Origin of the sequence: Nisaea sediminum (assembly GCF_014904705.1) — a bacterium.
GTDB lineage: Bacteria > Pseudomonadota > Alphaproteobacteria > Thalassobaculales > Thalassobaculaceae > Nisaea > Nisaea sediminum.
In genome coordinates this window covers 39567-63654 of sequence record NZ_JACZCQ010000007.1, presented here as the reverse complement: position 1 = coordinate 63654, position 24088 = coordinate 39567, and the positions used below count along the sequence as shown (strand labels likewise).

Below are 24088 nucleotides of genomic sequence, written 5' to 3'. Positions count from 1 at the left end.
CTCTCCCTGATGTCCCAACAGACCGTCCTCGTCACTACGAGCAGCTTCGGCACGGAGAATTGCCCGCCGCTCGACCGGCTCCGCGACAGCGGCCTTAAGATCAGGCTCAACCCGTTCGGGCGGCGCCTCAGCGCCGCGGAGATCATCGGGCTCGGCGATCCCACGATTGTCGGGGTCATTGCCGGTGTCGAGGAATGGAGCGCGGCGACATTCGATGCCTTTCCCTCGCTCCGCGCGCTGTCCCGGTGCGGAACGGGGATGGACAGCGTCGATCTAGATGCAGCGGCCGCGAGAAATATCGGGATATCCAACACGCCGGATGCACCGACGCAGGCGGTTGCCGAGCTGACACTTGCCCTCATGCTTGGCCTGCTTCGCCAGGTGCCGGCGCTCGATTCCGCGGTAAAAAATGGGGAATGGCCACGGCTCAGCGGCGCCCTCCTTTCTGGCAAAGTGGTCGGCCTCGTCGGCTATGGCCGCATCGGACGGGCGGTCGCCAGGCTGGTCCAGGCATTCGGCGCCTCCGTGATCGTGACGGACCCGCGCCCGGTGGCCGGAGACGACACCGTGCGGGCGGTCACGCTCCTTGAACTCGCCGCGAGCGCCGATATCGTCAGCCTGCATGCCGATGCAGGAGCGGGAAAGCCCGTGATCGATGTCGAGTTTCTCTCCCGCATGCGGAAAAGCGCCTATCTGGTCAACACCGCGCGCGGCGCGCTGGTCGACGAGGCGGCGCTGCTCGAGGCCCTGCAGCAGAAGAGTATCCGGGGGGCAGCGCTCGACGTCTTCTGCGACGAGCCCTATCGCGGCCCCCTCGCAGAACTGGACTCGGTGGTTCTGACTCCGCACGTTGCGTCCTCAGCGGCCGAGACGCGCGGGCGCATGGAATGCGAGGCGGCGGAGAACCTTGCCAATGCGCTGACCGCCGTTCAGATTGTCGCACCATGAGCAAGATCAAGAGCGTCGTTCTCGGTGGCAGCGGCTTTCTCGGCAGCCACGTCGCCGAGCATCTCTGCCTGAACGACCACGCCGTCACGGTTTTTGACCGCCGGGCGCCCGAGACCGCCCTTCCGGGTTTGGAGACCGTAATCGGAGACATTACCGATCTGAGTGCGCTCTGCGATGCCGTGAGCGACGCCGATTATGTCTTCAATTTTGCGGCCATCGCCGACATCGGAGACGCCCTGGCGCGACCGGTCGACGCCGCGTCAGTCAATATTATGGGCACCGTCAATGCCCTGGAAGCCAGCCGGCGCGCTGGCATCAAGCGTTTCGTCCAGGCATCGAGCGTCTATGTGTTCTCGGAAAGCGGCGGTATCTACCGGGCGACCAAGCTCGCGTCGGAGAAACTCGTCGAGACCTATCAGGAACATTACGGACTCGATTTTTCGATCCTGCGGTACGGATCGCTCTACGGCCGTCGCGCCGACAAGAACAATTCTATCCGCCGCATGGTGCGGCAGGCATTGCAGGAACAACAGATTGTCTATCGCGGCTCGGAGAACGCGGTCCGCGAATATATCCATGTTTCGGATGCCGCGCGGCTGACGATCGAGATCCTGTCCGATGCGTACCGCAATCAGCACGTCGTCATGGCGGGGCACGAACGGATGCCGATCCGCGACGTGATGACCATGATCAAGGAAATGCTCGCGCCGTCATTGGATGTCGAGCTCAAGTTCGAGACCGTCGAAGGCCACTACGTTGTGACGCCTTTCAACTTCAGTCCGAAGGTCGGACGCAAGCTGACTTCGCATCACTATGTCGATATCGGCCAAGGCATCCTCGACTGCCTCAACGAAGCCTATGGCGAGCTGCATGGCGGAACCGAAGCAGAGCTCAGCGTTCAACCGCACGACGATGACTGATAACGCGCAATTGGAAATCGCGTCAGAGGATCTAGACGCCGTCATCTTCGATTTCGACGGAGTACTGGTTGAGTCGACCTCGATCAAGACGGATGCTTTCGCAAAGCTATTCGAATCCTACGGAAGCGAGATCGTGTCCCGCGTCGTCCGGCACCATCTCGAGAATTCCGGAGTCTCGCGCTACGAGAAGATCGCGCACTACCACGCCATGCTTATCGGCAGTCCGATCACGTCGGATGAAGTGAACGCCGAAGCGGATCGGTTCGGAGCCATCGTGGAGGATCTCGTCGTTGGTGCGCCGGAAGTCGCCGGAGCGACCTCGCTGCTGAGTTCTCTTCGAAACCAGGCAAAACCGGCATTTGTTGCTTCGGCTACGCCCCATGCGGAGCTTGTCCGTATCCTCGAACGACGGGGAATGTCCGACCATTTCAAAGACGTTTATGGCAGCCCGACGACAAAACTGAACGCTGCCGGGGAAATCATTTCCCGCTACGACTTCTCCCCAGAAAGAGTCTTGTTTATCGGTGACGCACGGGCTGACTTTGAAGCGGCAACAGGTGCTGGCTGCCGCTTCGTCGGACGCCTGATCAACGGAGAGGGATCACCATTCCCTGCGGAAACGGTGACGGTGGCGTCGCTGGAAGGACTTGTTCTTGTCTGATTACAGGACGCACCGTTTCCCCGACCTTGAAGCGCTTTCTAGCACACTCGCGACCTCTATCGCCGAAGCATCCCGTCAAACCGGGAAGCCCGGCCTTCTCTCGCTTCCAGGCGGCCGGTCGCCGCTGCGCCTCATTCGAATCCTTGCGAGAACAGGAGCTGCAAGTCTGTTCGGAGCGATTTCGACTGTCGATGAACGCTGGTCACCGGAAGATTTCGCACAGACAAATGCGAGGATGCTCAGGTCGGAATTCGGCCCTTCAATTAGAAGCAGACTGATCGCGCTGGATCAGACGCCCGACCTGAGCACGGCGGTCGCACGGTTCGAAACCTCGATATCTCCGTGGCTCAATGACTTTTCGGTTGCCGTTCTCGCAATCGGCGATGACGGACACATAGCATCGCTGTTTCCCGGAGGACCGGAACTTTCCGCTCGCAATATTGTCTGCGCGTCTACCTCACCGATAGCACCATTCCAGCGTTGCACCTTGACCCTTAGCTCCCTTGCGAGAGCAAAGAATATCCATGTCATTATTGTCGGTGGACAGAAACAAGATCTCCTGTATCAGGTCGCTTTGCGTCAAGATTCTCACCCTCTGAAACAGTTAGTCAACTTATCGGACCGAAATATAAATCTCTGGATATCCGAATCATCAGAATATTGAACCTGAGAAATCTTCATTTAATTGTGAAAATCAAATAAAAACCCCGAATTATATTCGTTGAAAAATTGGCCTTCATTGCTTCCACGATAATTCTTGCTGTACAACAACCAAAATGCCCACACACAGAGAATCCCGCGTTGTCAGGGTTTCCTTAGATCATTTTTCCTCAAAATCAGTCTTTCTGTTGCGAATTCTCGCGCCGTGCCTTTTTGCAGGCTCAGAGAGGCTTGCGAGAGCGACACGTAGGTGATAGTTCGACTCTGCCGGTTGGCGGCTCGAATCGTGCGGAATCAGCCTCTTTGAGTAGGGATCAATAGCGTTATGCAGGCAGTCATACTGTGCGGCGGACTGGGCACCCGGATGCGTGAGGAAACAGAATTCCGTCCGAAACCTATGGTGTCGATCGGTGAGCACCCGGTCCTCTGGCACATCATGAAGCATTACAGCGTACACGGCATCAAGGACTTCATTTTGGTCCTTGGGTACAAAGGCGACGTAATCAAACATTATTTTCTGGATTACGAACTCCAGAACTGTGATGTGACGCTCGAACTGGGAAAAGGCGGCATCATCACCAAGCACGATCAGCATGACGAGTCGGATTGGTTAATTACCCTTGCAAATACCGGAGCGACGACCCTGAAGGGCGGCCGGATCAAGAGGATTGAGAAATACATCGAAGGCGATTGCTTCGTTGCAACATACGGAGATGGTCTATCGAATGTCGACGTCACAAAGCTGATCGCTTTCCACAAGGCGCACGGAAAGATCGCCACCGTGACCGGCGTTAATCCTGCTGCGCGCTTCGGAGAATTGAAGATCGACGGCGACCGCGTTCTTCGTTTTGCCGAGAAGCCGGACAAGCCCCGGGACTATATCAATGGTGGCTTTTTCGTCTTCGACAGGCGGATATTCGACTATCTGACAGCAGACGAGGATTGCGATCTGGAGATGGGCGCGTTTGAAGAACTTGCGCGCATCGGCGAAATGATGATCTACCGCCACGACGATTTTTGGGGATGCATGGATACGCAAAGGGACGTGGACTGGCTGCGTTCCCTGTGGGCATCCGACAATGTTCCTTGGAAGACGTGGTAATCCTTCTCTCTCGTTTTCCGACGAAGGCTCTGATTCATGTCCCACTGCCGCAGCTGCAACGCGCCGCTCAAGACCCCTTTCTGCGACCTCGGGGCGACTCCGCTCGCAAACGCGCTTTTGGCACCGGATAAACTAAAATTCGGGGAAGTCCACTATCCCCTGTTTGCATGGGTGTGCGACGATTGCCGCCTCGTCCAGCTTGAGTCCTTCGTGTCGCGGACCGACATATTCTCGGACTACCCGTATTTCTCGTCGTTCTCCGCGAGCTGGCTCGAGCACGCCCGGAAGCTGGTTGCAGACCTCACCGAACGCTTCGGAATCCACACCGGCTCAATGGTCTATGAAGTAGCCAGCAACGACGGTTATCTCCTCAAGAATTTTGTCGCGCAGGACATCCCATGCCTGGGGATCGACCCGGCGGCGAATATCGTCAAGGCAGCGAATGCGGCCGGCATCCCGACTGTATGTGCGTTTTTCGGAAACGATTGCGCCGAAGAGGTCAAGGCCAAGCACGGCGCCGCAGACCTGATAATTGCGAATAACGTGCTAGCCCACGTACCCAACCTCGTTGACTTCGTTTCCGGGATGAAAACGCTCCTTGGACCGGATGGTGTTATCAGCTTCGAGTTCCCTCACCTCCGCCGTCTGATAGAGGATGTCCAATTCGACACGATCTACCATGAGCATTTCAGCTATTTCTCGCTGCTCGCTGCCGAGCGACTGATGAAGGCGCGTGGCCTGCGTGCTTTCGATGTTGCGAAGGTTACGACCCATGGCGGCTCTCTCAGACTGTTCGTCTGCCATGGTGAGAGCGACAGGGAAGAAAGCAATGCACTGAAGGATCTGCGCTCCGAAGAAGCGGAATTCGGGATGGCCGACGGCAGAGCATATGGCGCGTTCCAGGAGAGGGTCTACAGAGTGAAACGGGATTTTATCCGCTTCCTTGTCGATGCCGCCGACGCGGGCAAGCGCGTTGCCGGCTACGGCGCGGCAGCCAAGGGGAACACTTTCCTGAACTGCTGTGGCGTACGGCCGGATTTGATGGCTTTCGTCGCCGACAAGAGTCCTCACAAGCAGGGCCTGCTGCTCCCTGGATCCCTGATTGAGGTCTCCGATCCGCAACGGATCTTCGACGAGAAGCCCGACTATGTCGTTATCCTCCCCTGGAACCTGAAAGATGAGATCGCCGGTCAGCTTTCCGAGATCCGTTCGTGGGGCGGCCGGTTCGTCGTCGCAGTGCCGCGATTGGAGATTATTACGTGAGCGTGACCTTCGAAGCGACGAATATCCCCGGCGCGTGGATCGTCGACACAACGGCCTTTGTCGACGAGAGAGGGGCTTTCTCGCGGACCTTCAGTCACGCCGAATTTGCCGAACAGGGCCTTGAGACATGTTGGCGCCAGATCAGCAGCTCCAGCAATCGCAACAGGGGTACCCTACGCGGGCCGCATTTCCAGAGGGGCACTTTTTCGGAAACCAAGCTGGTACGGTGCGAACGCGGTCGAATATTCGACGTCGTCGTAGACCTGCGGACGACGTCTCCGGCATTCGGAGCACATTTTGCGATCGAGCTTTCTGTCGACAACAGGCTGTCTGTCTATGCCCCGAGGGGCTGCGCCCACGGCTTCATGACACTCGAAGACGACAGCACAATCAACTATCACATATCCGCTGATTTCAACCCGGATGCATCCAGCGGTGTCCTCTGGTGCGACGAGGAGATCGGCATCGAATGGCCCTTTCCTCCGATCATGATTTCCGAGAAGGACCGAAACCTGCCTCGCTTCGCAGAGCTTCGCAAACTGGGCGCCGCGGATATGCTTCCCGCCTTTTGACCCGCCCCATCCAAAGGCGGCGCACCCGCTCGCGGTTCGCCTCCCGGCCCTCCCGGAACAAGAACACGCGAACCCACCGGTATCCGAACCAGACCCCAGGTCTCGAAGATAACGTCAATCAGGTGCCCATTGGCTCTATCGGCAAGAGCTGACGCCGCTGAGGCCGCTCGGTCAAAATCGTGTCCGGCGCAAACCGCATGATGTCCAGACGCACGATTCGTTCTCCGCAAGCGATCATAGAGCTGTCGCGTTCTCGAGCTCTGCTTTCCGAATTCCTGCCTCCAATAGCTTGGAAACGCGAAAATTCAGATACTCTTTTTTTACGCCATAGAAGGGTTCGCAAAGCTTCTTGAGGATATAGTCTTTCGATTTGTGAGACATATTGCCGACAAAACGCCCGATTGCCTCACTCTGCTCCGGATCTGCGTAGAAAATTAATGTTTCGCTATTCCCGAGTCGGAAATTCGTCAATTTTCGGCTCTCAGGAGATTCAAGCCAACCGGTGAAATCATACTGAAATTGCCCGGTCCTGTCTGAATTCTCGAATTTCTCCATATTCAGCAGGTCCTCCGGTGCAATGCATCGGTTCATCAGGAAGCGCTTGCCCTCTGAAAGCATCTCATTGACTTCGTCGATATTGACGGTTTCCTTGAGAAGGCTTTTTCCCGCCGCGATATAATAGTCAATCAAATCTTCATTGATTGCCAAGGCCAAGCCGGAATAGAAGGTGTTCAGTTTTTTGAAACCATTTTCCGAGAGATCTTTGAATTCCTTGTCGGACGTATAGAAATTACACAGGTCTTCGTACGAATCGAAGAGCTCACTTTCGGCATCTCGATCGAATCTGTCAAAAAGCTCCGTGATCTTCTCGTTCGCCAAAGCTGCCACGCCATCCGCACGATGCTGGGCGCATTTGAAGAACAAATCGACCGGGTTGACGTCATGTTCCTGGAAGATTTTGAAAATGACATCATGCCGTTTGAGCGTCCAACTCATCTGGATCAGCCAGTTCATCTTCCTGACTTTCAGATTCTCGGCCTCCGAGAATGTTGAATTGCCGATGACGATTTCTTCTGCCTCCAGATAGCGTTCGCCGGCATATTCGCCGTAGGCGCCCTCAAGGAGACGCCAAGCAGTCCTCATTTCAAACTTTTCCCGGGACTGGGGCGTGTTGAGTTCGGCACCGTGCAGCAGCTGGCACTGGTTGGTGCTGATGCAGTCGATCCCGATATCGAAGAAGAAGCGGAGTCCATCGAGATATGAGGTCAGGTCCTCGCCGGGCAGCATGACAATGACCTCGGAGTAGGATTCGATCCCGGCCTTCTTGCATTCGTCGACGACATAGCGCCACTGGAAATCGGGCACGCTGTCACGCTTGATGGTTTCCAGTACAGTGGTGTTCATGGATTGCGATGATTGTCGCAGCAGCGTAATGCCTTTCAGTTCCTCGGCAACCTTGATCGCGCTTTCTGAACGGACCTGCCCCCAGTTCACGAACACTGACATGGGCCAGCCGACCGTCTCTTTGAGTCTCCTGATCTCTCGCGCAACCTCGAGATCGCGATTCTTGAACAGTCCGAAATTGGCGTCGTTGATCATCAGAAGTTCGCGCGTGGCTTTCGCGGCACAACGTTCGAGGTCTTTCTTAACGCGTTCCGTACTGAACTGGACCACTTTCGATCCGTTGCCCCATACGCAGAATGTACAATGGAACGGACAGCCCCTGTTGGTTTCGATCATCGCTCCCAACCCCTCCTCAAGGAAGGGATCGGCGAGTCCCGCCTGAAATGGCGATGGCAGCCAGTCCAGGGTTTTCTCGGAGATGCGCGCCGGAACCTCGACAGCGCCGTTTGTCGCGGGGTCAAGGTACCAAACTCCATGAACGTCGTCGCAATCCTGCAGACGAGGGAAACCGGCAAGATGGGCCGCAATCAGACTGGCGAAAGGCTGCTCGCCACCGATCACATTGTCCGGAACATAGAAGTCCACGTCTTCTGTCTGGAGGAACTGCTGCATGTAACCCCGGGTAAGAGTCACATTGGGGCCGCCCATTACAGTGACGACCTGCGAATTCCGTGACCGGGCATGACGTAAAATGCCGGCGCCTACGTGACGGTTCCAAATATAGTTGGATACACCAACAAAATCAGGCGCCCGCCTGTCAATGGCGTCGATTATTCTTTCGGGATATTTGAAGCTGTGAACTTCGACAGAACTTCCGAACTTCGATTCCAGATAGGCTTGAATATTCAAGACGCTCAGCGGGATAAACCATGAGCTCTTCGTCTGGATATATGTGTGGATGGGATCAGCCAGATAAATGAGTACTGGTTTCCGGTCACTTCGCATGCGCTGGTTCCTTCAGCCCCTGGTCGGATGCCTGACAGTAAATAGAAGGACACAGAAAACCAGTCTATTTTCCGAAGTTCACACACAAATTAAGAGGAAAATAGAATTTCCGAGCCCAATATCTCACCATGACTGTACTACCGTACAGTGTATTGGGCCGGTGTGGAAGTTTGATCGCGCTGTTATGATCCGAGTCAAGGGCACGACCAGCCTCCACCCGAGGCCGAAGCTGACCGAACAGGCGCCGTGTCAGATCTGTTCCGGGCGGCTCGCCTGTTTCAAGGATGCAAAAAACCTGCGACCGTGGACGTCCGGGGCGCGACCTCTAATTTCCCCATTGGATACGATGAGTTAGACTCGGCGTCGCTCGGTCAGTGAGAACGCATCTGCGAGACCTTCGGAACCAGTGATCTGAACTGTTTCATAAGATCTTCAATACTCGGGCTTTTTACCATGCTTTCGAAATACTGAAAGCGCGCTCTCTTGTCATTGATGTGGTGCGTGTCGAAGCGGTCGATACGCAGAGCGCCAAATCCAATGTGGTATTTGAGCACAAAGTCGATAACCCGGTCGGTCTCCGAGCCCAGGCCGATTTCAGGCAGGAAGCGGCCGATGGATTGCGCGGTTCTTTCGCTTCCGGAAAGCAGGATTTCCCAATAGACCTTTGAGTAAATGTCGTGGATACCCTCCTGTCCGGTTTGCGGCAGGCTGTCGTCGAAGAAATCTTTGACGATGCCAAGCTTGTCTATGACGTTGACTTTCCCCTGCAGCAGAATGAGGAAGTGAAAAAGGTGCTCGCAGTGAGCGTGTGCCGGAAAATTCAGCTCGGTGATGAATCTGAGGGTCCGGCTCAGGATGCTCTTTCTGTGGGCGGCCCAGAAAAAAGAGCTGCCGCCGATTGCGTGGAATGAAATGCGATCAGTCCAGTGTTCCTGAGTAACGGGGATCTGCCGGTAGCGGCGTGCCGCGGCCCCTTGGACCCGGATGGAGTTCATCGCGCACGTGGCAAAGGAACTGTCGCGATCGAGAAAAGCAAAGGCCATACGTACAGCTTCAAGATCCATCAGGTCGTCGGACGGACATAGAACTATCCGCTCTGATTCCAGCGCCAGAACGCCCTTGTAAATTCTCTCGAAGAAGTTCCCGGCCCGGGATTCGAGATCCTGACTCACAAGGGGAATGTGGACGACGACGACATTCGTGTAGAGCTCGGAGCTATCGTCAAAAGGCTCGTTGCGGCCGTCTGTCACGACGATCTGTCCTTCGAATCCCTGCGACCGCAGCGACCGTATCTGCTTCAGGAGCGTCTCTCTCGGATGAGAATTGACGATCAATACCGAATAGTCACCGGCAGTGATTTCGCGGTCGGCAGTCATTTCAGATATTCCACTCGCATTCGTAAATCAGGTTGATCGCTCAAATCAGTTCGAGTGGGATATCTAGATCATCAGACCGCTTCCTTCATGCGCCGCTCACGCAACTGGATGCGCTTCAGTTCGGCGTCCTTCATCGAGGAATCTTCCTGCTGGCCCGTCGAGACGACGACATTGTAGTTCGCGTTGAGGTAATCGCGCGACGTTCTCCGGATCTCGTCGAGTTCAGCTGTACCGAAGGCATCGGGCTGGTATTTCCACGCGGGCAGATCGGGGCTCAGTTCGATGGTGTAGAGGGAGATCTCATCGAAATGTGCGCCGGCAAAATCAAGTGAAGCCATGCGCTCTTCGACTGTCTCGGTCGGCCAGCCGATAATAAGGTCCGTGCGCAGCACGACGCGTGGATTCGCAGCACGCAGCTTCTTCATGAAGGGGCCGACGCGATCGGAGTGCTCGCGCCGGTTCATCATCTTCATGATCCGCGCGGAAACGGACTGGATCGGCACCTGGATATCGGTAACGCGCCTGTTCGAGAACAGCTCCAGCAACTCGTCGTAGTAGCGGAAGATGCCCTGCGGCTGGAACTGGGCGACATGAACCTCATAGGATTCATCGTACTCGAGAACGGCGCGCAGCATTTCGGGATAGGACGAGCCGACGTCCATGCCGTAGAGCGCGGTTTCCATGCCCATCAGGTTCACCACCCTGACGTCTTCCTTCACGCATTGCTCGATCTGTTTCATGATGTCGTCGAGCGGCCGGCTGCGGCGATTGCCGAGGCCGGGCTTGTGTGTGCAGAAAGAACAGTTGAAGGCGCAGCCCTCTGCGATGTTGATGAAGCGCTTCGAAAGATTGTAGTCGCGGTAGTCTTCCTTCCTCCTGAAGATCGATTGCGCGGGAATGTCTTCCAGAGGAATAGCAAACTCCGGAAACAGCTCCTCGATGCCACCAAACGATAGCGGTCTGGTACCCTTCGTTCCGACTGCCGGCCCGTTATACAGCTCGGCAACGTTCCTGGGATGCGCGTCGACAACGCATCCCAGCACAATCATCCGATCCTTGAAGTCGTCCTTGTATTTATTGATCCGGTCGTAGGACGCCTGCTCAAGCAGGGACCAGCCATTGCAGGTCATGCAGATCAGCCGATCAGCCTCAGCCTCTTCATCGACAATCGTTGCACCGTTCGCTTCAAGCCATCGCTGGACCCGTGCCAGGTTGAGCTTCTGAGTCGTGCACATGTCGTCTTCGGTGATGTAGATCTTCAATGGTCTCTCCGGCAGTGCTAGGCAAGACACACTCAAGTTTTGCGCGCAACGCCATAGAAGTAATTGGCGTTCAATATCCCCTCATCCAGGTAGGTCCTGTCGATCAGGGTCAACAGAGATGCGATTCTGTTAAGTTTTTCCTGGTCGCCGCGCATGCCCCCAAGAACCCTGTAGATAAAGGAAACACTAGGTTTCGTCATCAACAATTCGAGTTTCCCCGCCACTCTCTGGGTAATCTCGTTACCATCCCAAGACAGATCGTTCGGCGATTGCCCCCCAGCTTCATGAGGATCGCGTTCAAGGACATATTCTTCCTGGGTTCCAGCGACCAGTTCCATGAGCTTCGCGCTGTCGAGGTCTCTCAGAATAGTTTCGTCATACCACAAACCGGCCTCAGCGAGTATGAGCCGGATAGCGGCAACGAACGCGGCGTCTGCGGGCGTCCAGCTCTTGTGAGACGGTTCGTGCCAGATCAGCATCCCGCCCGACACGAGCGCCGCGTCGATGATGGAGATAACTTCATCGAGGTCGGGGATATGATGCAGGAACCCGGAACAGAGGACCGCATCGAACTGACCGAGATCTCTGACGAGAGTATAGGATCCCTCGGCATATTCCACACTGCCGAAGCCGTCCTTGTAGGGGTTTTGCTCCAGTATCTGGCGGGCAGTCTCTATACATTTAGCGGAAATATCGACTCCGACAACATGGTATCCGAGCCGGGCGAGCTCAAGGGAGAAGTACCCTGCCCCACAGCCAAGATCGAGCACGCGGGCGCCCTGCGCAACATGCTCTTCCAGGACCTTCACATAGTTCCGGAACATCTCGCCGAGAAAAAGGTCCGTATAGTGCGGGTGTCGCCAGAAGCTCTTGTAGAAATATTCGTTTGGCTGGACGCGCCGCAGGTCAGCGATGAACCCGTGTTCCGTTCGATCCATGATTCTCTGATCGAAGGCTTTCGCTTCATCATCAAAATCGACCATGCTTCCTCTCTGCGGATAAAATTCTATTGTGGTTTGTCAGGACTACTGCCAGCGAAGGGTGCCGTCGAGAGCGCCCTTCGCGACCAGATCCTTGATGTAGTTCAGACGAATCAGGTTGCCCGAGCGGAAATCCGGATCCTTGAAGCCGATTCGATTGAGATTGCCCACCAGATCGCCAACCATGTCCTGCAGCATCATACGGGGCTGGTGTGCGGGAGCCAGTTTCCGGAACAGGCCAAAATCGACGCGATAGGATCGCGTATCCGGCGACGCGTTTTCATTGATGGCCACCGCGACGTCACCAAGGTTACGGGCCACAGCTGCCGCCAGATCCCGGATCTGATAGTTCGCCGTATCCGCTCCGGTGTTCATCGCCAGGAAAGCTCCGCCTTGCGCGCTAGAGCGTTGCAATGCCCATTCCATGGCGCGCGCCATGTCCTTGACGTGAATTAGAGGGCGCCAGGGTCTACCGTCCGAAAGCACGTCGATCTTCCTGTGGCTCAACGCAGTGGCGACAAAATCGTTCAGCACGAGATCCAGACGCAGGTGCGGGCTGAAACCGCACGCCGTCGCAAAACGCAGGCAGGTGATGACGAAACTGTCGTCCGCCATGGAAGCCAGGGCCTTTTCCGCCGCGATCTTGGAGCGCGCATAAGCCGTTTGCGGCGCGAGCGAGGACTCCTCCGTCTTCGCTTCCTCACCACCGGCTCCATAGACGGAACAACTCGAGGCGAAGACGAAATGTTTCACGCCTGCCGCTTTGGCGGCTTCGGCCGCGCGCACCGCGCTGCCCGCATTGATCTCGTCAGTCAGGGCTTCGAATGCGTTGCCGATCGGATCATTGGAGAGCGCGGACAGGTAGATCGCGGCATCGACACCAGAGAACAATTCCGCCGTCAGATCGCGAACGTCTCCAAAGATCTGGTGATCAAGCCTGGCCCCAAAATCGTGCTCAGGATCGACCACACACTCCTTGAACAATCCCGTATCGAACCCAACGATCTCCATATCAGGATGCCTGGAGCCGAGCTCATCGACGACAACGGGCCCGATGTATCCCAAGTTCCCAAGCACCAGCACTTTCATCGCGATATTTTCTTTCCGCCTGCTGCGATCTGCGAATGCACCTGTTATCACGAACGCATGCGGCTTTTCCAGCCGGATAAGCCATTTACCAGATGCCGGACGAACGCCTATCAGATGATGGAGTCAGGCTTCCGGGATAAGGATCGGGACGGCCGCGAGAGCATGCAGTGGCGCAGTCACCAGATGCGGCCAGCGGTTCCTGCCGGCTGCCTGCTCCACTTGGCTTGAGGTTTACGAAAGTTCCCCGCGCCAGGTAATATTGTAGATATTACCTTCTGTAGGTTTAAAACGATTGATCGTCGGTGTGATCTCAGAGTCCGTATAAGAGACTCTGTATCCGCACTCCTCAAGATAAGTTCCGCAATTGTGCAGGTAGTTTGCTTTCGAGTCGAGCTTGAAGACAGAACGATCTTTTGAGATGTCGAAATACTCTTTGGTGAGAGAGCTGAAACCCAACCCTTCGATCGCGACGACACCTTTTACATTGTTGCTTGCGCACATACGATAGAAGGAAAGCAACTCTGATTCCGAAAGATAGGTGACGGTTCGGCAATGCCCCAGAACGATACGCTTGTATTTCTCGGAAGCCTCTTTGAGGATTTTTTCGAAATCGCCATAGGCATATTCCAGATTGGGAGCCGAAAAAACCCTGTCATTCCATTGTTTCACGTCGAGTGAACGATCATACCCGATGACATGAATCTCCGGATACCGTGATGCGATCTGGTGGTCCATCCAGCCATAGAGGGCGCCATAATTGATGAAGCAGTCGGCGTTCTCGACCTGCCTGATTTCCATTTCTACGTTGTAGATGAAAAGATGCTGCAGCCACACTGACGGATTCTGAGTCTTTGTGTGCTTTGAGGAAATATCTCTCTGATACTCCAGCCACGCGCCTCTCTCGATACCCTTATCCTGATAAATGTCGCCACCGGTCTTCTCGACCAAGGCCGACTTGGCTGAGCGGAACCAATGACCGTTCCTGACGGCACTCCACTCGCGGGCCAAGGCATTCGCCCCGTCCACATCGCCCCGGATTGTGGCAAGCGTTGATTTGATCAGGTAAAAGACCAGCGCAAAATCGATGTCGTCATGCAAGGGATAACGTTCGATCATTCGATCGCAGATCAGCTCCGCGTCTGCATAACGATGGTCGATGATCGAGCATTTGATCATGAGGTAGCTGACAAGTAGCTCCCATTCTTTTTCCTTGACCCTAAGAAGCCGAGAACGACTGGAATCGATTTTTCCCTGGGCGATAAGGCACATCGAGAGCGCGATCTCTTTCAATGGAGATCCCGGAAATTCGCGCACCCTATCAATAAAGCTCAAGGATTTCTGGAGATTGTAGAAAATTACGGAAACTATGTTGCCGTAGTTTTTTTTGGCCGCGGCTTCAGACAAAAATTCGTATATATTGACACTAGATTTGTTCGAATTATCCATTTGACCTTTTTTCCTCTATTTCCGAACGACTTGATGCGGGTGTCGAAGCCTGTTTGGTCGCAACAGCCAATTATCTGACCATCAACCTGTATTTCCAGGATTGCCTAGCCATTCCGCAACACTCATCTCCGATTCCGCTATAAAAATCAACGTGGCGGTGGCTTTTCGAGCGATTGGAGATGACGGCTGGTGAAACGGCCCCGAACGATCTGCGGACCTATTCCAGCCGCCTCTTGAGCAACCTGATCTGCCTGATTCGATTTGCATGTCGGTACATGGCCGGGTCCTCGTCCAAGCAATACGGGCGGCATAGCGTAGCTGGCCGCCCGTATTGCTTGGCAGGGTGTTGGGAGCGTAGCTCAAACAGGCTTGTTATTGTGCGTGTCCAGCCTGAAAAAAGCGATAGCTTGTTGAGCAACCTCCTCGTGAACTGCCGCAACAGCAAATCCTCGACCTCTCCAGTCTGCGCGTCCCGTACTCCAGACCGGATGTAGCTGGAGGAATGTCAGTCCTTGCCGATGGCGGCAACCCGGGCTTCGTCAAAGTAATCTGAATACCTCGCAAGAACGTCACCCTCGCCGAGAAAGACACGCACGAAGCTTGTCCAACGGTCAGTGTCATAGAATTGTTCGATCGCGCTTTCCCGGTTTCGCACAAGCGCCAACATGACCTTCAGAAGATCGTCGCGGCAGCCAATATGCGTACTCGGAAGATAACGGGCCGTGACGGTGACGTTGCTGTGCAGGTTATCGAGTGAGAAAACGGGTTTCCTGAGCGCAACAGCTTCCATCACGACACTCGTCCCCATGTTCAGAACACAGTCCGCCCACTCCATAACTCTCGTCGCTGCCGTACCCTCGGCGACCTCGAATATCTCGCTGTTCTTGCCGAATTGAAACTTCTCCCTGGGAAAAGGGAATTCGACATCTCCAAAGAGGGGATCCCAATAAGCGCTGCGGTCCCCTTTCCGAATGTGACCCACGATCGCTATCGACACATTGGGGAACCGCAGCATCAGTTTTAACGCCGCGAACAATTCGCTCCAGAAAACGGGATAGAATCGGTTTCGCATAAAAATCGCAAGCCGGAGGTTACCTTCCCTGCCGCCGATCACTGCGGGCGGAGCGATGTCTCGAAGCACATCGATCCACTCCAGACTGAAGCGCGGCGACCCTAACACCACCCGCTTTCCCGGCCAGAATGATCTCTCCAAGCGCTCATCAATAGGTCCGCCAGGCGATATCACCGCCCGGAAGTTCTCAACGCCGGCATAGCCCCGCTTCAGCGGCCCCTGATCGAATACGTCGAACCTCTGAAGGAAATTTATAAAAGTCTCCGCATAGGCGGGCGCGCAGATCATCGGGACGCCACGCTCACGGGAGATCTGCTCCAGCCTCTCGGTGAACGCATTCCATTCCCGCTCATGGACAAAAACCGCCCCTTCGACTGGGTTGAAAAGTTCCTCGAAGACGCTCTTAGAGAAGATCTGAAAAATTTCGTCTATGGTGAGATTGGGGTTCAGGCCAGCCTCGTCAGCTGCCAAATGGACGACCTCGACACCAGCCTGTGTTTCCAGAAAGCTAAGCCGGAAATCATCGGTGGGAATATTCGCAGTATAGGTGACAAGCGCCGCTCTTCGGCCCGATTTGCCGAGAGCGTATGCCAGCGGAGTAAAATGATCGAGGTCGACCAAGTGCCGCACAAATAGGAATATCATGGCTGCTCCGAAAGGCTGGTCCGCGGGGGGTTAGCCCGAGACCACCGTCGCCAGTGCGTCGACAAACTCCGACATCTGCTGCTTCGTGCCGATGCCGACCCTCATCCAGCCCTTCATGCGGCCGCTCTCGAACGGCCGCCGGACGAGGATGGATTTCTCCTGGAGCCTGGCGATGACCGTCTTGACCGACTCGTTGTCGTCGAACTTCACCACGATGAAGTTCCCGGTGCCGCCGGCTGTCCTGTAGCCGAGCTGGGCAAGCGCGTCTCGTGTGTAGCGGATGTTCGCCCGGATGGTTTCGACATAATCGTCGATCAGTTCCGGGGATTCGAGCGCCGCGCGAATGAAGCAGGCAGAAGCACTCGTCACCTCGTGCATTGGCCGGACACGGCGCAGGATGTCGGTGACTTCCCTGCACGCCACGGTGTATCCGACGCGAAGCCCCGCCGCACCGAGATCCTTGGAACAGGAACGGGTAACGATCAGGTTCTCGTACTCATCGACATAGGGCACGAGCGTGTACCCGTTGAAGGCGCTGTATGCCTCGTCCACGATGGCGAGTGCGCCGATCTCGCGCGCCTGCGCAACGACCCGCAGGACATCCTCGATCGCCATGCTAGTGCCCGCGAACCCGCCCGGAAACTCGATCACGACGGCCCGTGTCCCGGGAGTCAGCGCATCGAGGACCCGCTCGGGATCGAGCTCGAGATCGTCCTCGATCGGGACCTCGACGGTTTCAGCCTCGAAAAGCTCGCCGTAAACCTTGTACATCGCATAGCAGGGATCGGGAACGACCACGCGGTCGCCTTTGGAAATGTAGGCTTCATAGACAGACCGGATCGCGATGTCCGAACCGCTGGCCAGTCCGATCCGATCCTCGTCGACGCCGACATAGTTCGCGATCGCCTGGAAAAGCTCGGCCGTCTGCGGATAGGCCAGGACCATTTCCTGGGTGAGCAGCTCCTGAAAGCGCGACCACACCTTTTCGGGGAAGGGCACAGCGCGTTCGTTCCGGTCGAGCCGGACCATGCCGTGACGGTCGCTCTTCTCATGCGGGAAGCGCACCAGGGATGCGACTGAGGGTTTCGGAGCGATCTTCACTCTATGGTCTCCCAACTTAACCGGTGTCCGGCCAGGTTCCGGCCCGAGCACAATAGCTTCACCCGGAGACGGCAAAATTCACGACAATTTGTTTCCGCAGGGTTGAGCCGGAGGCGGCGCGCACCTCGGCCTCAGACCGCAGCGTAATGCTGGTACTTCTCTTCCTTCAGGATACCCTCGACGTCCCGGACGAGTTCGAGATCCCGCATCGGCTTGTAATAGTCCCCGAGTTCAACGTCCTGGTGGAAGTCTTCCGGGTTTCTCATCGCCATCTCGACGGCATCGATCATCAGCCGGGCCTGGTGATAGATCATGTTCGTGCGGACGGCGGGATAGGTTTCGCCCTTCTTGATCTCCATGACCTTCTGGACAACGACCGGCCCTGCATCGATCCGCTGATTCAGTAGATGCACTGTCGCACCGACCGGGCGCTGCTTAAGAATGGCCCATTCGACGCAGGAACATCCGCGGAATTCCTGGATGTACCCGGAGTGACAATTGAGGGCCCCGAGCCGCACGTGATCCCAGATCGGAATCTTGATGATCTTGGTCGCGCCCGAGACGAGCAGGTCCGGAGACAGGCCCTTGATAACATCAAGGGTAACCTCGGAATTCAATTCCGGAACGAAGTAGGCGGGGATTTTCTCGATACCCTCGATCTTCGAGAGCACCTTGCGCCGGTACCGTCCCTCCGTTCGTTCCGCGACGAGCCGCTCGCGTTCCGGATCGCTCTCCGAGCCGCAAAACACTATAAAATCGGGAACGAGGTTCCGGTCGAGGCTCTCCGCAATGTATTCGAGACTCAGTTCACCCGAGAATTCCGCCAGAATTCCGTACCGCATCAGTTCACCTGCAATCGAAAGGGTCCATCAGGAGATCGCGAGAGACGATATACGTGACCTCAATGCAGGTCCGCGTACATATCGCCGGATTTTCTTTCCGCCTTTTTCCAATCGTCCTCACCATTCAGGACTAGGTCATAGCTGCTGACGTCCTTGGGATTGACGTCGGACCGACGATACGTCGCGACGAACTCGTCCCTCAAAGCCTCGAACTTGGCGTTGCCCTTGTCGGTCAGTTTCTCGGCTTCCTTGATCTCCGGCCAACGCTCCTTCGGGAACTTGACGTAGAAGCTGAAGACCCGGCAGAGCCCCTGAATCTCCTCGGTCGAGAGCCACGGCATATTAATGATGCTGCCTCGCGTCGTGCCGAGGGAACAGACCACACCGTCTTCGACATACCCCTTCTGCACCGCGATATTGCGCAACGTGGTGCCATGATAGGGCGTGAAGATGAACGCGCCGGAAGCTTCAATGTCGGAGGGCAGCTGGCGATTGAACTCGACTGTGTCGAAAACCAGGTCGCGCGTCTCGTCCGGCATACCGATAATCGAGTTCGCAACCGTGGTGAAGCTCCGTCCCGCCGCACTCTCGAACGCCGTCAGCATCCGCTCGTTGCTCACCGGTCGCTTCAGCATATTGGCGCGATAATCGGGGTTCCCGTGCTCGACGCCGATATTGATACGCAGACAGTTCATTTTCTCGAGTTCATCAGAGCGCCAATCGTTCATCGTCTCGGCGCGGGTATTCATCCAGAACGGAACCTTGAAGTCCTGGTACATCTCCGAAAATTCGGCGAATTCGCGATCGCCCAGGGCGAGGAAGGTATCAACCACGAAATAGATGAATTCGGGGTTTTGCGTCTTGCGCATGTATTCGAGCTCGGCGTGGACACGTTCGACCGACTTCTTGCGATAGAAGACCGAGCCGCTTTCTTCCTTATAGATGTCGTTGTTCGCCGGGGAATTGCAGAAGGTGCACTTGTAGGGACACCCACGCTGGGTCTCGACCCCGATGGTCTTGTAGACACGGCCCTGCATCGGACGGAACAGGCTCTGCTCCTCGAAGATGGTCCAGTCCGGGAACGGCAGGTCGTCTAGCTTGATGCCGAGTCCAACCCGGTTCTTGTGAACCGTCCCATCCTCCTTGACCCAGAGATTCTGAATCCGGGTCGTGTCCTCGCCGTCAGCGAGCGCTCGGCAAAGCTCGCTCAGGGCGACCTCACCCTCGCCGCGGCAGATGTAGTCCACCTTCGGGTGGGAAATAACGATTTCCGGCGCATAGGTCGGGAACACCCCTCCGACAACGGTCGGGACGCGTGTCCGCAGGCCGCGCATCATCTCGTCGGCGAGATACCATGTGTTCTCGACGACGGAGAAAGCGAGCAGATCCGGCTCGAACTCCTCGACCATCTTGTTGAAGTCGTCGAGCATGTTGGTTGTCTTCGGCCGGATACCGCGCTCTTCCCAGCTGAACGGGCGCACCATCGAGAGGTAGACCTTCTCGTTGTTCGCGTCGCCGGTCAGCTGATTCAGATAGAACGTGCTGTCGAACAGCTCGACCTGCATGCCTTCCTGCTTCAGCATCGCCGACAGATAGCCGATGCCCTGAGGAGCGAGCGACGACATCTGGATATTCGGATAAACAAAGAGAACTTTGAAATCTGAATATTTTTTCCGTCTTATTGCGTTCGCCATTACATTCCCTACTGCTTGCTGCCCGGAAACGCCGAAGCGTCGGAACCCGGACCCCTGTCTACTTCAATTGCCGTTACGACAGGTAACTGCTTTTCGCATACTGAAGGGCTTTCCGAACATGCGCTTCGTTCGGCGCCTCGAGGCGCCTCATCTCGATCGTAACATAGCGCTTGTACCCTGCGCCTCGAAGCGCTTTACCGACAGCCGCATGATCGATCTCGCCGTTGTAAACCGGTCCGAGCCCCGGGTTCGAGATATGAAAATGGCGCGCCCTGGCCCCGAAACCGGAGATCGTGCCGAGCGGATCCGCCTCACTCTCGAACACGGCCTTGGTGTCGATGAGCAGACCGAATCTCTTATGGTCCACGGCTGCGGCGAGATCCCATCCCTCTGCGACGGAGGAAATGAAGTCCGTTTCCGAAGGTGCGAGCGGTTCGATACACAGATCGACCTCACCGGCCTTTTCAAGTTCCTCGGCGACATACCTGAAGCTCTCGACTGCCCATGACCAGGCTTCGTCCAGGCCCAGCGAACCGCGAGCACGGTTTCTGGGTGAACCGAGAACCATTGCGCCGGCCTCGAGATCAACGGCGAGATTACCGAGCGCGATCAGGTAGTCCGCATACTCCCGGCTGGAGGCTTTGTCCCGGAACAGAGCAAGATCCGGGCGGGTGAAAAGCAAGGCGTGGAACCCGGAAACATCAAGGCCTGCCCGGGAAACCCGGTTCATGAACTCTTTTCGTTCCTTAGGGCTTGACTTGATCGGCTCCTGCCAGATCGAGTTGGGCGCCAGTTCGATCGCATCGCCTCCTGCTTCGGAGACAACGTCTAGCATCCGGTCAAATTCTTCTCTATTCCAAGCGATATTTGAGATCGAGACGCGCATTGGTACTCCCAGATCCAAAAAGACGAGCTATCTAGCACGCGCGTAAATCCAAATACAATCTCAGGTACTGTACGATCCGCCGCTTTCCGCCTTGGAAACCGCGTCCCGCTTGCGCTTCTTGCGCACCCAGAGCGGTGGCCCGAAACCGGGCACCTTGCCCGGCTGCGGCTCGGTCGGCCCGCCCGGCATGACCGGACGGCGGGCGAAATTGCCGAGCGAGGTCTGGCGGTCGTACATCACCAGCGCGGCGGCGAGACCGACATTGAGCGAGAACTTGGTCGGGATCTTCACGATGTGATCGCAGCGCGCGATCATCTCTTCCGTCAAACCACCGCGCTCGGAACCGAGCACATAGGCCGCGTTCTTCGGATGCTGGAAGCTCGGCAGAACCACCGCATCGTCGGTGATCTCGATACCGACCAGGGCGCAGCCCCGCGGCAGCAGCATCTCCTCGACCGTGTCGAAATGATAGAAGGGCAGGGAGTCCGCCGTTCCCGACGTGTCCACCTGGTTCAGCTCCTGCAGCGAGATCGCCGCCTGCACGCTGAACGCAAAGCTGGCGCCGAAGGCATGCGCCGTCCTGTAGATCGCACCGGCGTTCCGGGATTTGCTGATCCCCTCGACGCCCACTCCGAAATATCCTCGCATCGCGACGGTGTTGCACAAACCCCTGCTCCAAGGCAAGTTGCCATGACTGCACGGAGACCGGCCGCAGAGCCGGACAAAACCATGACATATCAGGAGACGCCCCATGAGCCCCGACAGCCTCGCCGCTGACGATCGCATCGTGCGCACGCACATTTCGGACGTCGATGCCGCCCCCCTGCTGATCGAGGTCACGCGCGGCGACATGGTCGAGTCCGTGCATCGCGGCATCGTCTCCGTGGTCGACGCGAGCGGCAAGGACGTGCTCCGCCTCGGCGACGTCGAGCGCCCGACCTATCCGCGCTCAGCGATCAAGCCGCTGCAGACCCTGCCGGTGATCGAGAGCGGGGCGGCCGACGCCTTCAATCTCTCCGAAGCCGAGATCGCGCTCTGCTGCGCCTCCCATGCGGGCGAACCGATCCACACGGATAAAGTCGTCCCCTGGCTCGCCCGGCTCGGACTCTCGGTCGACGATCTCGAATGCGGCCCGCAATTGCCCTACAGCGAGAAGGCCGCCCATGCCCTGATCAGGGCAGGCACGGAGCCGACCCGGGCGCATAACAACTGTTCCGGCAAGCATTCCGGCATGCTGACCACGGCGGTACATCTGGGCGAGCCGACCAAAGGCTATACGGCGGCGGACCATCCGGTGCAGACCCGGCTGATCGAGCTGATCGGCGAGATGGGCGGGATGGATCTCTCCCGCACGGCGCGCGGTGTCGACGGCTGCGGCATCCCGGTCTTCGGGGCGCCGCTGCGCGGCATCGCCTATGCCATGGCCCGTTTCGCAGCGCCGGACGGCCTCTCCCCCGAGCGCGCCGCCGCCTGCCGCCGCGTCGCCAAGGCCTGCGCGGCCAATCCGCTGATGCTCTCCGGCACCGGACAGTTCAATTCCGTGGTGCTGGCGGAGACCGGCGAGAGCTGCATCCTGAAGGGCGGAGCGGAGGGCTACTACACCGCCGCCATTCCGGAAAAAGGCCTCGGTGTCGCGATCAAGATCGACGACGGCGCGGGCCGGGCGTCCCATGCGGCCGTGCTCGCCGTTCTGGTCCGGCTCGGCGTGATCGACGAGGCCCAGAAAGCCCGCATCGAAGCGGCCTGTTCGCAGGAGGTCCGCAACTGGGCCGGCACGCTGGTGGGCTTCATCCGACCGACGCCCGCCTTCTGATCGATCGCGCGCATCGCGATGTGGGATCGGCCACTGGAAGATCGGGCCCTCTGCCGCACATTACCTTAATGAATTTTAAGGAAATCTGCGGTCAATCTGCGCACGGAGAGGCGTAGGGTCAGCAAATGACAAGCGACAACGGTACCGGTCTCACAGGAGCATCCGAAGGGCACAGCGTCGGCCTCGAAGGGCAGTACAGCCACGACCACGGGCTCTCCGAGGCCCGTTCGATCGATCTGCAGCGCGCGAGCGAGGGCGGGCTCGCCGTCCGCTCCTCCGACGTGCTCGGTTTCACCTGGACGACCACGATCAATTACTCGTTCGACGGCTCGTCTCTCGGCTACAGCAGTTTCGACAGTACCTATCAGGCCCGTTTCGAGAGCGCGATGGCGACCTGGAGCAATGTCGCCAACATCACCTTCAGCGAAACCAGCGCCGCCAACGCGGACTGGGTGATCGCCTGGGAACCGAACTCCGACGGCTCCGGCGGCGTGCTCGGGACCGCCTACTACATCGATGTCGGACAGGACGGCCGGATGGTCTCCGGCACGGACTCCGTCGTCATCTTCATGGACCAGGCGGACACCGAGTACTTCCTCTCGACCGCGATCCACGAAGCCGGGCACGGGCTGGGCCTCGATCACATCAATCATACCCCCTCGATCATGTCGACCTTCCTCGACACCTCGCTCTCGACCGTCACGAGCTACGACATCGAGGTCATCCAGTCGCTCTACGGCGCCGCCGGATCTGGCACGACCACGACCGGAACCGTTGGCTCCGAAAGCGCCGACAGCCTGTTCGGCAGCTCGGCGGACGACATCCTGAGCGGCGCGGGCGGCAGCGACACGATCTCGGGCGGCAGCGGCAACGACCTGATCTACGGCAACAAGGAAACCGACCTGCTCTTCGGTGGCAGCGGCAACGACACCATCTTCGGCGGCCAGAACAACGGCCCGACCAGCGGCAGCCCGCTCGCCCAACGGGAAGGCTCGGACACGATTTCCGGCGGCGACGGCAACGACATCCTCTACGGCAATCACGGCAGCGACATCATCAACGGCGATGCCGGCGCCGACACGATCTTCGGCGGCCAGGACGCGGACACGATCTCCGGCGGCGCCGGATACGACGACCTTTACGGCAATCTCGGTGCAGACAAGTTCAGCTATGCCAACAGCAACGAAGGCTGGGACTATATCCACGGCTATCAGGCCGAGGACGCGATACAGCTCGCCAGCGGCGTCACCACGACGAGCGTCACAGTCGACAGCTTCGGCGATACGGTGATCCGGCTGAGCAGCGGCACGCGGATCGACCTGATCGGCTATTCCGATTCGAGCAGCGTGACTTTCGAGGTCGTCTGACCCGAGAGCAGGCCGTTTCCGTCATTTTTCCTTTGCCGGG

21 protein-coding genes are annotated in these 24088 nt (G+C 57.3%); 9 read left to right on the top strand and 12 right to left on the bottom strand.

Annotated elements, in window-relative coordinates; genetic code table 11:
* Positions 1-9: 9 nt before the first annotated feature.
* The 7 genes from IG122_RS17180 to rfbC all read left to right on the top strand — a co-directional run bounded on the left by IG122_RS17180 (position 10) and on the right by rfbC (position 6126).
* Complete coding sequence (locus tag IG122_RS17180; protein ID WP_193186435.1) at positions 10-948, top strand: phosphoglycerate dehydrogenase; 939 nt, start codon at positions 10-12, stop codon at positions 946-948.
* A complete protein-coding gene (locus IG122_RS17175) occupies positions 945-1868 on the top strand; it encodes an NAD-dependent epimerase/dehydratase family protein (RefSeq protein WP_226893697.1) in 924 nt (307 codons plus the stop codon). Before IG122_RS17180 ends, IG122_RS17175 begins: the two co-directional genes overlap by 4 nt.
* Entirely contained in the window at positions 1819-2529 is a 711-nt protein-coding gene (locus IG122_RS17170) for an HAD family hydrolase (protein WP_193186432.1), read from the top strand. Before IG122_RS17175 ends, IG122_RS17170 begins: the two co-directional genes overlap by 50 nt.
* Positions 2516-3193, top strand: coding sequence for a 6-phosphogluconolactonase (locus IG122_RS24560; protein WP_404924638.1), 678 nt, complete (start codon positions 2516-2518; stop codon positions 3191-3193). The genes IG122_RS17170 and IG122_RS24560 overlap by 14 nt, the downstream gene beginning before the upstream one ends.
* Positions 3194-3514: 321 nt before the next feature.
* Positions 3515-4291: a glucose-1-phosphate cytidylyltransferase gene (gene rfbF, locus IG122_RS17160; protein WP_193186426.1), complete on the top strand. Its 777-nt coding sequence runs from the start codon at positions 3515-3517 to the stop codon at positions 4289-4291.
* A 36-nt stretch (positions 4292-4327) separates the two neighbouring features.
* A complete protein-coding gene (locus IG122_RS17155) occupies positions 4328-5554 on the top strand; it encodes a class I SAM-dependent methyltransferase (protein WP_193186423.1) in 1227 nt (408 codons plus the stop codon).
* Positions 5551-6126, top strand: a complete 576-nt coding sequence (rfbC, locus tag IG122_RS17150) for a dTDP-4-dehydrorhamnose 3,5-epimerase (protein WP_319024915.1) — start codon at positions 5551-5553, stop codon at positions 6124-6126. Before IG122_RS17155 ends, rfbC begins: the two co-directional genes overlap by 4 nt.
* Positions 6127-6360: 234 nt before the next feature.
* On the opposite strand, the gene IG122_RS17145 is transcribed toward rfbC, so the two are convergent.
* From IG122_RS17145 to IG122_RS17090, 12 genes are all read right to left on the bottom strand, one after another.
* Positions 6361-8475: a B12-binding domain-containing radical SAM protein gene (locus IG122_RS17145; protein WP_193186420.1), complete on the bottom strand. Its 2115-nt coding sequence runs from the start codon at positions 8473-8475 to the stop codon at positions 6361-6363.
* A gap of 371 nt (positions 8476-8846) precedes the next feature.
* Positions 8847-9851, bottom strand: a complete 1005-nt coding sequence (locus IG122_RS17140; protein WP_193186418.1) for a glycosyltransferase family protein — start codon at positions 9849-9851, stop codon at positions 8847-8849.
* Between the two features lie 71 nt (positions 9852-9922).
* Positions 9923-11113: a radical SAM protein gene (locus IG122_RS17135; RefSeq protein ID WP_193186415.1), complete on the bottom strand. Its 1191-nt coding sequence runs from the start codon at positions 11111-11113 to the stop codon at positions 9923-9925.
* A gap of 32 nt (positions 11114-11145) precedes the next feature.
* Complete coding sequence (locus IG122_RS17130) at positions 11146-12096, bottom strand: class I SAM-dependent methyltransferase (protein ID WP_193186412.1); 951 nt, start codon at positions 12094-12096, stop codon at positions 11146-11148.
* Between the two features lie 42 nt (positions 12097-12138).
* The gene (locus IG122_RS17125) at positions 12139-13182 is read right to left on the bottom strand and encodes an NAD-dependent epimerase/dehydratase family protein (RefSeq protein WP_193186409.1); all 1044 of its coding nucleotides are present in this window, start codon (positions 13180-13182) and stop codon (positions 12139-12141) included.
* Positions 13183-13413: 231 nt separating this feature from the next.
* The gene (locus IG122_RS17120) at positions 13414-14628 is read right to left on the bottom strand and encodes a hypothetical protein (protein WP_193186406.1); all 1215 of its coding nucleotides are present in this window, start codon (positions 14626-14628) and stop codon (positions 13414-13416) included.
* A gap of 505 nt (positions 14629-15133) precedes the next feature.
* Positions 15134-16345 carry a hypothetical protein gene (locus tag IG122_RS17115; protein WP_193186403.1) on the bottom strand — a complete coding sequence of 404 codons (1212 nt, stop codon included), beginning with the start codon at positions 16343-16345 and terminating at the stop codon, positions 15134-15136.
* A gap of 30 nt (positions 16346-16375) precedes the next feature.
* Positions 16376-17446 (bottom strand): pyridoxal phosphate-dependent aminotransferase, encoded by a 1071-nt coding sequence (locus IG122_RS17110; RefSeq protein ID WP_193186400.1) that lies wholly within the window; start codon positions 17444-17446, stop codon positions 16376-16378.
* A gap of 131 nt (positions 17447-17577) precedes the next feature.
* The gene (locus IG122_RS17105; protein ID WP_193186397.1) at positions 17578-18288 is read right to left on the bottom strand and encodes a formyltransferase family protein; all 711 of its coding nucleotides are present in this window, start codon (positions 18286-18288) and stop codon (positions 17578-17580) included.
* A gap of 59 nt (positions 18289-18347) precedes the next feature.
* Positions 18348-19913 (bottom strand): B12-binding domain-containing radical SAM protein, encoded by a 1566-nt coding sequence (locus IG122_RS17100; protein ID WP_193186394.1) that lies wholly within the window; start codon positions 19911-19913, stop codon positions 18348-18350.
* Positions 19914-20055: 142 nt separating this feature from the next.
* Positions 20056-20868 carry a sugar phosphate isomerase/epimerase family protein gene (locus tag IG122_RS17095; RefSeq protein ID WP_193186390.1) on the bottom strand — a complete coding sequence of 271 codons (813 nt, stop codon included), beginning with the start codon at positions 20866-20868 and terminating at the stop codon, positions 20056-20058.
* A 60-nt stretch (positions 20869-20928) separates the two neighbouring features.
* Entirely contained in the window at positions 20929-21534 is a 606-nt protein-coding gene (locus IG122_RS17090) for an RNA methyltransferase (protein ID WP_319024914.1), read from the bottom strand.
* A gap of 85 nt (positions 21535-21619) precedes the next feature.
* Here IG122_RS17090 and IG122_RS17085 point away from each other — a divergent pair, with 85 nt between their 5' ends.
* Together IG122_RS17085 and IG122_RS24120 are read left to right on the top strand one after the other, a co-directional pair.
* Positions 21620-22681 carry an asparaginase gene (locus tag IG122_RS17085; protein WP_193186387.1) on the top strand — a complete coding sequence of 354 codons (1062 nt, stop codon included), beginning with the start codon at positions 21620-21622 and terminating at the stop codon, positions 22679-22681.
* 125 nt (positions 22682-22806) lie between these two features.
* A complete protein-coding gene (locus IG122_RS24120) occupies positions 22807-24048 on the top strand; it encodes a matrixin family metalloprotease (protein ID WP_226893696.1) in 1242 nt (413 codons plus the stop codon).
* The last annotated feature ends 40 nt before the right edge of the window (positions 24049-24088 follow it).